General features: G+C 73.5%; 9 protein-coding genes and 1 pseudogene. 6 read left to right on the top strand and 4 right to left on the bottom strand.

All coding sequences use genetic code 11. The features are described 5' to 3' along the window. The first annotated feature begins 106 nt into the window (after nucleotides 1-106). Nucleotides 107-985 (top strand): helix-turn-helix domain-containing protein, encoded by an 879-nt coding sequence (locus tag ACFFIC_RS20325; RefSeq protein ID WP_377053736.1) that lies wholly within the window; start codon nucleotides 107-109, stop codon nucleotides 983-985. On the opposite strand, the gene ACFFIC_RS20320 is transcribed toward ACFFIC_RS20325, so the two are convergent. Further along, nucleotides 951-3,638, bottom strand: coding sequence for a bifunctional acetate--CoA ligase family protein/GNAT family N-acetyltransferase (locus ACFFIC_RS20320; RefSeq protein WP_377053734.1), 2,688 nt, complete (start codon nucleotides 3,636-3,638; stop codon nucleotides 951-953). The two genes, ACFFIC_RS20325 and ACFFIC_RS20320, sit on opposite strands and share 35 nt — an antisense overlap. An 11-nt stretch (nucleotides 3,639-3,649) precedes the next feature. After that, nucleotides 3,650-4,801 carry an amidohydrolase gene (locus ACFFIC_RS20315; protein WP_377053732.1) on the bottom strand — a complete coding sequence of 384 codons (1,152 nt, stop codon included), beginning with the start codon at nucleotides 4,799-4,801 and terminating at the stop codon, nucleotides 3,650-3,652. Nucleotides 4,802-4,824: 23 nt separating this feature from the next. Between ACFFIC_RS20315 and ACFFIC_RS20310 the strand changes: the two genes are divergently transcribed. From ACFFIC_RS20310 to ACFFIC_RS20300, 3 genes are all read left to right on the top strand, one after another. Further along, the gene (locus ACFFIC_RS20310; RefSeq protein WP_377053730.1) at nucleotides 4,825-6,717 is read left to right on the top strand and encodes an autotransporter assembly complex protein TamA; all 1,893 of its coding nucleotides are present in this window, start codon (nucleotides 4,825-4,827) and stop codon (nucleotides 6,715-6,717) included. Continuing rightward, nucleotides 6,717-10,475: a translocation/assembly module TamB domain-containing protein gene (locus tag ACFFIC_RS20305; protein ID WP_377053728.1), complete on the top strand. Its 3,759-nt coding sequence runs from the start codon at nucleotides 6,717-6,719 to the stop codon at nucleotides 10,473-10,475. Before ACFFIC_RS20310 ends, ACFFIC_RS20305 begins: the two co-directional genes overlap by 1 nt. Nucleotides 10,476-10,600: 125 nt before the next feature. Further along, nucleotides 10,601-10,792, top strand: coding sequence for a hypothetical protein (locus ACFFIC_RS20300; RefSeq protein WP_377053726.1), 192 nt, complete (start codon nucleotides 10,601-10,603; stop codon nucleotides 10,790-10,792). Nucleotides 10,793-10,838: 46 nt separating this feature from the next. On the opposite strand, the gene ACFFIC_RS20295 is transcribed toward ACFFIC_RS20300, so the two are convergent. Beyond that, on the bottom strand, nucleotides 10,839-12,227 hold the full coding sequence (locus tag ACFFIC_RS20295; protein WP_377053724.1) for a M20/M25/M40 family metallo-hydrolase: 1,389 nt from the start codon (nucleotides 12,225-12,227) through the stop codon (nucleotides 10,839-10,841). Next, a complete protein-coding gene (locus ACFFIC_RS20290) occupies nucleotides 12,227-12,691 on the bottom strand; it encodes a GlcG/HbpS family heme-binding protein (protein ID WP_377053722.1) in 465 nt (154 codons plus the stop codon). Before ACFFIC_RS20290 ends, ACFFIC_RS20295 begins: the two co-directional genes overlap by 1 nt. 163 nt (nucleotides 12,692-12,854) lie before the next feature. Here ACFFIC_RS20290 and ACFFIC_RS20285 point away from each other — a divergent pair, with 163 nt between their 5' ends. Next, on the top strand, nucleotides 12,855-13,148 hold the full coding sequence (locus tag ACFFIC_RS20285; RefSeq protein WP_377053720.1) for a hypothetical protein: 294 nt from the start codon (nucleotides 12,855-12,857) through the stop codon (nucleotides 13,146-13,148). A gap of 209 nt (nucleotides 13,149-13,357) precedes the next feature. After that, nucleotides 13,358-13,565: pseudogene (locus tag ACFFIC_RS20280) on the top strand (hypothetical protein); the annotation flags it as partial.

Below are 13,565 nucleotides of genomic sequence, written 5' to 3'. Positions count from 1 at the left end.
GCGGGTCGGGCAAAACGCGCAATTTGCCGCACCAGTCCAGGGCCATGAGATGACGCCGATTCGACCCGGGCGCGTGGGTGCGGCCACGCCGAGCGAGGAAAGGGCGATGCGCTTCGCCGACATCGGGCAGCAGCTCCGGGCCTATCGCCTTGAGTCCGGCCTGAGGGCGGAAGAGATCGCCGCCCGGCTCGGCGTGTCGCGCGCGGCGCTCTACCGCTACGAGAAAGGCGAGGTGATCAAGCTGGACACGATCCGGCGCCTCGCGGAACTGCTGAAGATATCGCCCCTTTCCCTGCTCGGGATCGGCGTCGAGTATTTCTCCCGCCCCCTCGCCCTTCAGGAGCGCCTTCGGCAGGTGGAGGAGGATGCGGAGCAGATCCTCCAGCTCGGCGGCGCGCTCTGCACCCTCGTCACGGGAGAGGCCTACGACTCCGCTCTCGCCGAAGGGATGGCCGAGGCCGCCGACACCGCGCAGGAGCGTGTGGCCTTCCACGCCGCGGCCGAGCAGGCCCTGGGCCTTCTGGCCGCCCGCAAGCGCGCCTACCAGCAGCGGCGCCCCTCGATCATCGCGATGGTGAGCGAGGACGCGCTGCGGGCGATGCTGACGGATGGCATCGCGCCGGGTCTCCGCCTGTCCGAGCCGCTCCGCCAGCGCTGCCGCGCTGCGGCACGGGTCGAGGCCGAGAGTCTGGCGGGGTTGATGGAAACCGTGCCGATGGGGCTGCAGATCGGGCTTCTGACCGACTCCGCACCCACCAGCCACTTCATGGTGCTGCGCGCGCGGGACCGCGCCCATCTCTGCGCCAACCCATTCCTGCCGGACAGCCCACCCCTGAACGCCATCGGCGTCGGCACCGTCACCGCGGCCGACGAGGCCGTGGGAATCCACCAGCGCGTCGCCGAGGCCGCCTGGCGCGAGGCCCGCAAGGGGGCGGAAGCCGCCGCCCGGGTCAGGCTCCTGCTGGCGGAGACGCGGGTCCACTAGGCGCCCGCAAGCCAGGCAGAGCATCCTCGAGGTCCAGCTCGGCCTCGAGGATCTCCGGATCTTCCGTTCCGCGCGTGGTGAAGCCGATGGCACGGACGAAGCGCAGCATCGGTGTGTTCTCCGACAGCACTTGGCCGCAGATGCGCCGCAGGCTGCGGCCGCGCCCCCACTCCACCAGCCGCGCCATCAGGTGCCGCGCCAGGCCGCCGCGCTTCCAGGCGTGATCGACGAGGATGGCGAACTCCCCGCCGCCTTCGCCGTCCAGCACCAGGCGCGAGGTGCCGGCAATGCGCGGCCCGTCCATGGCCGCGAAGGCCATTTCGCGGTCGTAGTCGATCTGCGTCAGCCGGGCGACCTGGGCCGGCGGCAGCTCCCGCAGGCGATTGAAGAAGCGGTAGCGCAGGTCCTCCGCCGGCACGCGCCGCACGAAGGCGGCCAGTTCCTCCGCATCCTCCGGGCGAATCGGGCGAACCAGAACCTGGCGGCCGTCCCGCGTCGTGAAGGGGCGTGCCAGCTCGGCCGGATAGGGCGGGATCGCGAGCATCGCGGCCTCGCCCGCGGGACGGAGCACGAGGTCTGCGTCCAGAGCCAGCACCCGCTCGGGCAGGGCACGCAGCGGGTTGATCCGGGCGGAGGCGACCTCCGGGAAATCCACCGCGAGCTGCGACAGGCCGACCAGCGCCTCCGCCAGTGCCTCTCTCGAAACCGCCGGGTGATCCCGCCAGCCATCCAGCAGCCGGGCGACCCGCGTGCGCCCGATCACCGAGAGCGCCAGCGCCCGGTTCAGCGGCGGCAGGTCGTGGCTCTCGTCCGACTCGAGCTCGGCCGCCGTGCCGCCCCGCCCAAAGCCGATCCATGGCCCGAACATGGGGTCGTCCTCCAGGCGCAGGCGAAGCTCTCGGCCGGTGGCGGCCATGGCCTGCACCATCCATCCCCGAAGCACCGCGCCGGGCCGCGCGGCGGCAACGCGGGCGGCGATCGCGGCGGCCGCTTCGCGCAGCCCATCGGCGTCTCGCAGGCCGAGCGCCACGCCGCCGAGCTCCGTCTTGGCGGGCAGGTCCGCGCTCAGGACCTTCAGCACCGCCGGCCAGCCCAGCGCCCCGGCCGCCGCCACCGCCTCCTCCACCGTGGCGGCCACGCGGTGCGGCACGGTGGGAATGCCATAGGCCTCCAGCACCGAAAGCGCTTCCGCCTCGTCCAGCCTCAGCCGTCCGGCGTCTCTGGCGGCCGCGAAGATCGCAGCGGCGCGGACGCGGTCGGGCGCGACCTCCATCACGTCGGCCGGCGGAAGCTCGGCGGCGGCGGCGCGGTTGCGGCGGTCCTGGGCGAGGTGCAGCGCGCCCTGCACGGCGGCCTCGGGGGTGGCGAAGACCGCGACGCCGCGTTCGGCCAGGTTGCGGCGCTGAATTCCCGCGGTCGCCTGCCCGAGCCAGGCCGTGAGCACCGGCGCCGCCCGCTGGCCGCGCCCTGAGGTGGCGCTGGCGGCCACGATGCCCTCGGCCGCCAACGCGGCGTCCTCCTCGGCGGCCGGGGCGTGCAGGGCGATCACCGAGTCGACCTCGAGCAGGGCGCCGAGCAGTGTGGCCGCCTCCCCCAGCCGGTGGCCCTGGCCCATGGGCAGCGCGAGCGGGTTGTGACCGGTCCAGCCGCCGGGAAGGGCGAGGTCCAGCATGTGCCGCGCCTGTTCGGGAATCTCGGCCAAACGCGCACCGCCCCGGATCGCCGCATCGGCCGCCATCTGCCCGGGACCAAGGCCGTTCGAAACAATGGCGACCCGGTTGCCCCGGGCGCCGTCCGGGCCGGGCCGGGGCGAGGGCTTCACCCGCGCCAGGGTTTCGGCGGCCGAGAGAAGGCCTTCCAGCCCCTCGACCCGCAGCACGCCGGCGCGGCGCAGGGCCGCCTGCATCACCGCGTCCGCATCGCCGCGCCCGGCCTGGCCGGGGCGCTGGGCCACCACCGGGCGGGTGCGCGCCGCCGCGCGGGCGGCGGAGATGAAGCGCCGGCGATCCTTGATCCGGCGAAGGTCCAGCAGGATGGCGCCGGTGCCGGCATCCCGTGCCAGCCAGTCCAGGGCACCGGCGAAGCCGTAATCGGCGTTGGTGCCGATCCCCGCGATCAGGGTGAAGCCCACGGACTCGCCCTCCGCCCAGTCGATCACCGCGCGGGCCAGGGCCGCGGATTGGCAGAGCAGCGCCAACCGTCCTGGGCGCGGCGCGATGTGGGAGAGGGAGGCGTTCAATCCGGCCAAGGGCACGCAGAGGCCGAAGGAGCGCTCGCCGAGCGCCCGCACCCCGGTGCGCGCGCAGATCGCGGCGAGGCCCGGAGCCGGGCCGAACACCACCGCCGCGAAGCATCCCCGCCCTGCCAGGGCGGCCATGGCCGGCTCGACCACCTCGGGCGGCAGGGACAGCACCGCCAGCTCGGGCGGGGCCGGAAGCTCGCCGAGCGTGGCCATGTGCTCCATGCCGGGCCAGGCATGGCCAACGGCGTGGAGGGCACCCTTGAACCCGCCGCCCGCCAGGTTCCGCGCCACGATCCCGGAGGCCTGGAGGGCCGGATCCGCCAGCAGCGCCACCCTCTTCGGGTTGAAGAGGCTGGTGTCGCGGAAGCCCTTGCCCAACCCATGACCCGAGATCGAGACCGGCAGCGCCATGGCTTCGGCCCCTAGCCGGCCGAGAGCGCCCGCCGCGCCGCCTCGGCCAGGAAGCCGCTCGCGGTGGGCAGCACGCGGTCGTCGAAGTCGTAGTTCGGGTTGTGCAGCTCGCGCCCGCCCTCCGCAGGGCCGTTGCCGATCCACACGAAGGCGCCGGGCACCACGCGCAGGAACTCGGAGAAGTCCTCTCCCGTCATGGCCGCGGGAAGGTCGCGTCGCACGGGGGCGACGGCGCCTGCCGCGGCGGCCGCCAGGTCGCGCTCGGCGGGATGGTTGGCGGTCACGGCGACGCCGCCGAGCACCTCGGCCGTCGCGCGCACCTGGAAGGTCTCGGAGATGCCCCGGGCGATGCGCCCCAGCGCCTCCCCGATCATCGTGCCCGTCTCGTCCCGGAGGTAGCGGAGGGACCCGCGGATGGCGACGCCGGCGGCAATCTGGTTCCAGGCCTCGCCGCCCTCGATCTTGGTCAGGCTGACCACGGCCGAGTCGAGCGGGTCCAGGCTGCGGGAAACGATGGACTGGCAGGCGACGATCGCGTGACCGGCCGCGACGATCGGGTCATGCGTCAGGTGCGGCAACGCGGCATGGCCGGCGTGCCCCTCGATCAGGATCTGGAAGCGTCGCCCTGCGGCCATCACCGGGCCGTCATGCACCGCGACGGTTCCGACCGGCAGGCCCGGCCAGTTGTGCCAGCCGAAGATGCGGTCCATGGGAAAGCGTTGGAACAGACCGTCCTCGATCATCGCCCGCGCCCCGCCACCGCCCTCCTCGGCGGGCTGGAACACCAGGCGCACCGTGCCCGACCAGCTGTCGTCCCCCACCAGCAGGGCGGCCGCGCCCAGCAGGGCGGTCGTGTGGCCGTCATGCCCGCAGGCATGCATCACGCCCGCCCGCGTGCTGCGGTAGGGAAGCTCGGCGCTCGCCTCCTGGATCGGCAGCGCGTCCATGTCGGCGCGCAGGCCAACGCTGCGGTTGCCGCCGCCGCGCCGGATGGTCGCCACCACACCGTGGCCGCCAATCCCCGTTTCGATATCGTTCACACCAAGCTCACGCAAACGTTGGGCGACGAAAGCCGCGGTCGGGCCTTCTTCCATCGTGACATCGGGGTTCGCATGGAGGTGGCGCCGCCAGCGTGTAAGGGTCTCGATCAGGTGCTCATCCATGGGACAAGGAGTTAGCCCTTCCCTTGCCGTCGCTCCACCCCGGACTAGCGCTTCTGCCACTCCTTCTCGTGGGCGTGGCCCTTGCCGAGGCGCCAGCGGGGCAGCCTCGGGCGGACCCGGCCGGCCCGGAGGCCGCCGATTCCGCCGATGGCCCCGTCCGCACCTACGAGGTCACCCTGCGCCCGACCGGCAACGGGGACCTCGACACCGCGATCGAGAACGTCTCCGCCCTTCGCCGCCTGCGGGACCGGGTGCCGACCAGTGCCGAAGGGCTGGTGGCCCGCGCGCTGCAGGATCTGGAGCAGCTTCGCACCGCCCTCCGCTCGGAAGGGTATTATGACGGGCGCCCCGTCGTGACCCTGGCGGGGGAGCCCCCGGATGCGCCGAACCTGGCGCTTCGCCTCGCCGCGCGGGGGGAAGAGCCGGTGCCGGTGGTGGTGGGGGCGGAGGCGGGTCCGCTCTACCGTATCTCCACCGCGACCATCCGCCCCACCGTTCCCGAGACGGACATCGCCGAGGCCGGGGAGGTCGCCGGGCTCGGCCCCGGCGACGCGGCACGCGCGGCCGCGGTGAACGCCACCCAGGAAACCCTGCTTACCCGGCTCCGGGAAGCGGGCCACCCCTTCGCCAGCATTCCCCGCCGCGACATCACCGTGGACCATGACAGCCGCACCATGGAGGTGGTCTACCGGGTGGAGCCGGGGCCCCGCGCCCGCTTCGCCCAGCCGGCGGTGGAAGGTTCGGATAACGTCGATCCCGAGCTCCTGCGCCGCGCCTCCGGCGTGCTGGCCGGCGAGCCCTACGACCCGCGCGAGCTGGACCGCGTCCGCCGCGACGTGCTGGCACTCGGCGTCTTCGGAACCGTGCGCGCCCGCACCGGGGAGCGGCTGGACCCGGAGGGCCGGCTGCCCGTGACCTTCCTGGTGGCCGAGCGCCCCTTCCGCGCCATCGGCGCCACGGCCGCCTACGAAACCCGCTACGGACCGACCATCCGCGCCTATTGGGAGCACCGGAACATCTTCGGCGGTGCCGAGAGGCTGCGCATCGAGGGCGAGATCTCCCGCACCGCCCAGCCCGGGGTCAGCGGCACGGGGGCACGCCTCTCGGCCAACCTGCGCCAGCCCTGGTTCGCCGGGCTGAACGCGACCGCCGTGACGGAGGTCGCGATCCTGCGCGAGCGGCTGCTGGCCTATGACCGAGACGCGGTGACGGCGGGGTTCTCGTTGGAGCGCAAGCTGAACCCGCGGCTCACCGTCTCCGCGGGCGTCGCGGGGGATATCGGGCGCACCACCGAGATCGACCGCAAGATCGACTACAGCCTCGTCTCCCTCCCCCTCGGCGCGCGCTACGACACCACCGACAGCCTGCTGGACCCCACGCGGGGCTATCGCGCCAACCTGGTGGCGGCGCCCACCCTGTCCCTGGGGGATGCCTCCTCCACCTTTGTGCGCCTGCGCGGCACGGGCAGCACCTATTTCGACCTCTGGGGGGACAAGGGGAGCGTCATCGCGCTGCGGGCGGGTCTGGGCAGCCTGGCGGGGGCCGAGGCGGGGCAGGTCCCTCCCCATCTCCGCTTCTATGCCGGCGGCGGAGGGTCCGTGCGCGGCTATGACTTCCAGACGGTCGGCCCCCGCCGGCCGGATCGCAGCCCGCGCGGCGGCCTTTCCCTGGCCGAGGGCAGCATCGAGCTGCGGCAGCGGATCACCGGCCCCTATGGCGTCGCGGTCTTCGTGGATGCGGGCAGCGTCGGCGAGGGCGCGGGGTTGAACCTCGGGGAGTTGCGGATCGGCGCGGGCGTGGGGGTGCGCTACGCCACCGCCCTAGGCCCGATCCGTGCGGACGTCGCCCTGCCCTTCTCGAAGGTTCCCGGAAGCTCGGGCTACGGGCTCTACGTGGGCATCGGACAGGCATTCTGATGCGCCGGTTCCGTCGCGTGGCGCTCTCGATCCTTGGGGTCGTCCTTGTGCTCCCGGTCCTGCTGCTGGCTGGGGCCTGGGCCGCGATGAACCTCCGGCCCGGACAGGAGGCACTGGCCAGCCTGGCCATGGGGTTCGTACCGGGCCTCGCGATCGAGAACCTCCATGGCGGGCTGCCGGCGGCGCCGCGCATCGGGCGGGTGGTGCTCTCCGACAGGCAGGGCCCTTACCTCGTGGTCGAGGACATCGCGCTGGACCTCGACCTGCTGCGCCTCGTGTCCCGCGAGTTCCGGGTGCGCAACCTCAGTGCCGGCCACATCGCCTTCAGCCGCCTCCCTCTGCCGGACCCGGAGGCGCCCCCCCGCCCCGCCTCGGAGCCCGGCCCGATCCTGCCGCAGTTGCCGCAGCTTCCCGTGGAGGTCGCGGTGGAGCGGATCTCGCTGCCCCGGATCGAGCTTGGCGAGGCAGTGGCGGGGATTGCCGCGGCCTTCTCCCTGGAAGCCGGCGGGCGGCTCGGGGCTGACGGCGCCTTCCTGGGTGCCAAGGGGCGCCGGCTGGACGCGCCCGGCGCGCTGGACATCGACCTGGCGCTCGCCCCTGGCGAACGGCTGAAGGCAAACCTGTCCTATGACGAGGCGGCGGGCGGGCTGGTGGCGAGCCTGCTGGGCAGGCCGGATCAGGCAACCCGCCTGCGGGTGGCGCTGGACGGACCGGCCACCGGTGCCGGCTTCACGCTCCTGGCCGACCTGGGCGCCACGGCGCGCGTGGAGGGAAGCGGCACGGTGAGCCTGCCGTCGGGCGGCGGGGTCGGGCTGGATGCCACGGGAACGGCGGCCCTGGCCGGCTTCGTTCCGGCACCGGTGTCCGATCTCCGCTTCGTGGTCCGGACCTCTCCGGGTGAGGGCGGCGCGACGCGCATCGACCACGCCCGCGTGGCAAGCGCCGCTGCCGCCGCCGAGGCCCAGGGCACGGTCGGGACATCGCTCGATGTCGCCTTCAGCGCCGAGGTGAAGGACGCGGCGACCCTGGGCGCACTCGTGCCCGCCTCCGTCGGGTGGGAAGGCATCACGGCGCGCGGCGCGGTGACCGGCACCAGCGCCGCGCCGGAGTTGAGCCTCGACGCCACGCTGAACGGCCCCCGCCTGCCCGCGCCGGCACCGGGCCTGCTCGGCCCTGCCCCGACGCTGCGGCTCCGCGCGAACCGGGAACGCGTGCACGAGCTGGCCATCAACGGCCGGGCGGTGACCCTGCGCGCGGAAGGGTCCTACGGCGAAACGCTGGACCTGACGCTCGATGCCGCCCTGGCGGCGGAGGACGTGCCCGACCTTTCCGTGCGCGGCCGCCTCACGGCGCAGGCACGGGTCACCGGTCCGGCGGCGGACCCCGCCGTGGCGCTGTCGGCGAACTCACCCACCCTCTCGGCCTATGGGCGCACCATCGAGGCCCTGACGTTGGAGGCGGCCCTGCCCCGCGCCACCGTGCCGGCCGGACGGCTGAACCTGTCCGCGCGCCTGCAAGGCTTGGCGCTTTCCGCCGAAGCCCGCGCCGCGCAGGACGGGGACGTGCTGCGGGTGGACGCCCTGCGCGCCGCCCTCGGGCCCGCGCGCCTGGAAGGAAGCGGTTCCTTCGACACCCGCCAGGCCCTGGGGACGGCCGAGCTTCTGCTCGAGGCCGCCGACCTGGCGCCGCTCTCCCCAGTGGCCGGAACGCCGCTCGGGGGCGGGCTCCGTCTTTCGGCGAAGCTGGCGCCGCAGGGCCCGGAGGGTGCGCGCCGCCAGGGGATCGAGGCCGATCTCAGGGCGGACCGGCTCCAGGCCGGCGGCGCGGAGGTGAACGGCACGGTGCAGGCGCGGGGAACGGATGCCGCCCTGGACCTTCAGGCCGAGCTTCGTGCCTTCGAGGCCCGGGCCACCCTCCGCGCCCGCCTTTCCCTCGATCAGCCGGAAAAGCGGGTGGAGCTGACGGCGCTCGACGTGCAGCGCCAGCAACTGGGCCTCCGCCTCGCCTCTCCCGCCACGATTGTCCTTGCGCCGGGCGGGGCGATCTCGACGGCGGGGCTGTCCCTGCAGGGCAGGCCGGGCGGCACGCTGCGTCTTGCCGGCCGGTGGGGTCCGGACACCGCTGACCTTCGCGCCACCATCGCCAGCCTGCCCCTTTCCCTCGCCAACATCTTCGCGCCGGACCCGCCGCTCGCCGGCACGCTCTCGGGCGAGGTGCGGCTGTCCGGGCCGGTGTCGCGGCCGGGGATCGACGGCGAACTGCGCGGCACGGGCCTCAAGGCCGGCGCTCCCTGGGCGCGCGGCATTCCGGAGGGAACCCTGCAGGCCACCGCCCGGATGCGCGGGGAGACGCTGGAGACGCGGGCGGAGCTGCGCCTCGGCCCCGCGCTGCGCCTGAACCTCGAGGCGCAGCTTCCGAGCGACTTCGCCGGGCCGATCAGCGCCAGGCTGCGTGGCACCACCGACCTCGGCGTACTGGCGGGGCCATTCCTGATCGGTGGCGCGAACCGCGTGGCAGGGACGGTGGCGATCGATGCCCAGGCCGCCGGCACGGTGGCCGCGCCACGTATCTCGGGCACGGCACGGCTCTCGGGCGGCTTGGTGCGGAACCTCGAATACGGCGTCGCGCTCCGCAACATCCAGGGCACGGTGCGTGGCGACATGGACCGGATCGTGGTGGAGGGCATCACCGCCCGTGCCGGTCCCGGCACCCTGACCGCACGGGGCGACATCCGCCCCTTCGAGGAGGGGCAGCCGATCGAGCTGACCGTTTCGGGCACCGACCTCCAGCCCGTGACCAGCGACCTGCTGCGCGGCGCCTTCGACACGCAGATGCGGCTTTCGGGTTCGATCGGCACGGGCATGCGGCTGGCCGGGAGCATCACCACGCGCGGCCTGACCATTGGCATCCCCGAGGGACTGCCGGGGGGTGTCGCCGAGATCGGGGAGGTCCGCGAGATCGGTCGCGGCGCGCCGGCGCCAGCCCGTGGACCAGGCCGGAGCGGCGGCCGCGGCCCGCAGGCGGCCGCCGCCACGGAGGGCGCCGCGCCGCTCGCGCTGGACATCACCTTCGATGCGCCGCGGCAGGTGTACCTGCGCGGCCGGGGGCTGGACGTGGAACTGGGCGGCAATGTCCGCATCGGCGGCACCGTTTCCGCTCCGGTTGCGGACGGCGAGCTGCGGCTGCGCCGGGGCAACCTGACCGTGCTCGACCGGCGCCTGAACTTCGAGCGCGGCGTGCTGCGCTTCCAGGGCGATGTCGCATCGCCCGACATCGACCTGCTGGCCACATCCCGTGCGGGCACCACCACCATCAACGTCAACGTCACGGGCACGCCGCGCGCACCCAAGATCGAGTTCACGTCGTCCCCCGAACTGCCGCAGGACGAGGTGCTGGCGCGGCTGATCTTCAACCGCTCGGCCGACAAGCTCTCGCCCTTCCAGATCGCCCAGCTCGCGCGCGTGCTGTCGGGGGCGCTCTCGGGCGGGCAGGAGGACCCGGTCTCGGGCGTGCTGGGGCGGGTGAGCCGAACGCTGGGACTGGACCGGTTGGGCATCGGCAGCGGCGCGAGCGGCGCGCCTGGCGTGGAGGCCGGCGGCTATCTCGGGCGGGGGATCTACCTCAACGTTGATCCCGGGGCGACCACGGGCTCCCCCCGCGTGGGGGTGCAGATCGAGCTGACGCCGCGGCTGAAGCTCGAAAGCGGGGCGGGATCGGACAGCCAGGGTGCCGGCCTGTCCTACGAGTACGAGTATTGAGGGCGGGGTCACCTATTCCGCGAGGCAGGCGCAGCCGCTAGACTCCGGGAACCCGGCCATCAGCCTGCGGCCGCCGCGCGGCCCGGCCGCCGGGCCCTGATCAGCATGGAAAGGGAGGAGCGACGATGCGCGCCTTCGACGGACAGTTCAGCGACAACAAGCCCATCCGCCGCAGCATGGAGGAGAAGCGCCGCCTGCTCGCGGAGCTGGAGCAGACCCTTGCCGGCATGAAGCCCCACACCTCGCCGGGCCTGCGCGACAGCATCAAGGGGCGCATCATGGAGCTGCGCGCCGACATCGGCACCCCCAAGCGCTGACGGGACCGCGGCCCCGCGCCTGATCTGGGCGCGGGGCCGCGGCGTCTCAGCCCGCCAGTTCGGCCAGCAGCCGGGCGTGGCTGCGGGCGCCGTGCATCAGGCAGGCCCAGTCGAACTTCTCGTTGGGGCTGTGCACCTGGTCGTCGTCCAGGCCGAAGCCCATCAGCACGCTGTCCAGCCCGAGGATGCGGCGGAAGCTTTCCACCACCGGGATGGAGCCACCCGAGCCGATCAGCACCGCCTCCCGCCCGTACTCGGCGGCGAGCGCCCGGCGGGCGGCGGCGACCTCCGCGCTGTCCTCCGGCACCACCACAGGCGGCGCCGAGGCGAAGCGCTGGACCTCCGCGCGCGCATCCGCGGGCAGCCGCTCCTTCACGAAGGCCTCCAGCGCGTCCAGCACCGCGTTCGGGTCCTGGTCGCCCACCAGGCGGAAGGACACCTTGGCGTGGGCCTCTGCCGCAATGACGGTCTTGGAGCCCTCGCCGGTGTAGCCGCCCCAGATGCCGTTCACGTCGCAGGTGGGGCGCGCCCACTGGCGCACCAGCGGCTTGATTCCGGCCTCGCCTGCCGGCACCGAGAGGCCGATGTCGCCAAGGAACCGCTTCTCGTCGAAGCCGAGCGCGTCCCAGGCGGCCAGCAGGTTCCCGCCGACCTCCGGCACCTCGTCGTAGAAGCCTGGCAGGGTGATCCGGCCCTTTTCGTCGTGCAGGTCCGCGATGATGCGGCAGAGCAGGTTCAGCGGGTTCAGCGCCATGCCGCCGTAGAGGCCGGAATGCAGGTCGCGGGAGGCCGCGAAGAGGTCGATCTGCGCGTAGGCCATGCCGCGGAGGCGCGCGGAGATGGCGGGGGAGCGCGGATCCCACATGTTGGTGTCGCTCACCACCACGGCGCGGGCATCGCGGAGCTCGGCCGCGTGTTCCTCGAGGAAGGCGTCCAGGCTCGGGCTGCCGACCTCCTCCTCGCCTTCCACCAGGACGCGGATGGGCGCGGGCGGGCCGCCGGCCACCTCGTGCCAGGCGCGCATGGCCGCCAGCCAGGTCATCACCTGGCCCTTGTCGTCCACCGCGCCCCGCGCGACGGTGACCGGTCCGTTGCGGCCCTCCGCGAGGGTCGGCTCGAAGGGTGGCGAGGTCCAGAGCTCGAAGGGTTCGGCGGGCTGCACGTCGTAGTGGCCGTAATAGAGCACCGGCGCGGCGCCGCCCCCCGGCCCGGGATGGTGCGCGACCACGGCGGGATGGCCCGCGGTCTCCCGCACGGCTGCGGTGAAGCCGATCTCCGTGAGCTCGCGCACCAGCCATTCGGCGGCGCGGCGGCAATCCGCCGCATGAGCGGGCTGCGCGCTGACGCTGGGGATGCGCAGGAAGTCGAAGTAGCGCGCGCGGGTCTCGGCCTCGGCCGCGTCCAGCCGGGCGAGGACGGTCTCGATCTGGCTCATCAGGCGTCGTCGCCCGTGTCGGGGGTCAGGCCCGCCGCCTTGATGCCGGCCACGGCGGCCAGCTCGTCCTTGTCCGACAGGTCGCCCGACACGCCGACGGCGCCAAGGATGGCGCCGGCGCCGTCACGCACCAGCACGCCGCCGGGCACGGGCACGGCCGCGCCGCCCGCGAGGTCGGAGAAGGCGTTCATGAAGCCGGGCATCGCCTGGGAGCGCTTCGCCAGTTCCCGTCCGCCGAAGCCGAGGCCCATGGCGCCGAAAGCCTTGCCGTGCGCGATGGCCGGGCGAAGCAGGCTGCACCCGTCCTCCTTCAGCAACGCCTTCATCTGGCCGGCGGCATCCAGCACCACCACCGTAAGGGGGGCGAGGCTGAGGCGGCGCCCCTCCTCGATCGCGACCGTCGCGATACGCTGCGCCTGGTCGAGCGTGATGCCGTGCTGGAAGCCGGTGGGGGGATTGGGCATGGGGACCGCCGTTCCGTTCGAGGTTCTGCCGGCGGTTCTATGCGCCCTGTGGCTTGTGGCAAGGCGCGAAGTGGCTGGGGGCCAGCCCCGCACGGGATGGTGGACCCACCGCTCCCGCCTGATAGTCTGGCTCTGTGGCCGAGAGCCGCGGGGAGGAACAAGAATGCTGGGCCAGGGAGTTTTCGGTCGGCGCGAGCGCGCGCTACCGATCGAGGTCGCCGTGCACATCACCGAGGACGACGCGGGCGCCCTGGTGGGGGTGGTGGTGCCGCCGGGCGGCCAGGTGGCGCAGCCGGAGGCGGGGGACCTGCCCTCCGGCCCAGGCCTGGTGCGGCGCCCAGCAGCGCTGGCCATCAACGATGGCATCCGAAAGGCCCAGGCGCTTCAGGCGCCGCTGGTGATCGTGGATCCCTACGGCGTGTGGCAGGACGAATGGGGCGAGCTGCGCGGGCATTGAGCGCGGCACCATCCGCACAATCCCGCGAACGCCGGAGGTCGTTCGATCCAGGCTGGTGACTCCGCCGCGCACCGGGGAACATTCTGCCTGTGCGAACCCTACCCCGGCAGCGCGGCTGCGTCCCACTACGTGACCGGCCCTTCCCGGCGGGCACCGGCCGGCATCGCGCCAGCATGGCTTGCGCTGCGCCGCTGCGCTGAGTCGCCTCGGTGCCGCAGATCTTTCCGGCCTATGCGAACACCATCGCGCGCGCGGCCCTTCTCGGAACGGCCGCGCTGGCGCTGGGCGGGCTCGGCTTGCTCCTCGCCTGGCCCGCTACGTCCCATGTCACGCGGCAGGATATCATCGTCGATGTGACCTTCCCCCGCTGCGGTGGACACGGGTTAAGGCCTACGCGGCCGCGGCGAGTTGTTCCAT

Source organism: Muricoccus vinaceus, assembly GCF_042433125.1.
In the GTDB taxonomy this organism is placed as follows: Bacteria; Pseudomonadota; Alphaproteobacteria; order Acetobacterales; family Acetobacteraceae; genus Roseomonas; species Roseomonas vinacea.
The sequence above is the reverse complement of the archived record's forward strand: the minus strand, read 5'-3'. Positions and strand labels throughout refer to the sequence as shown.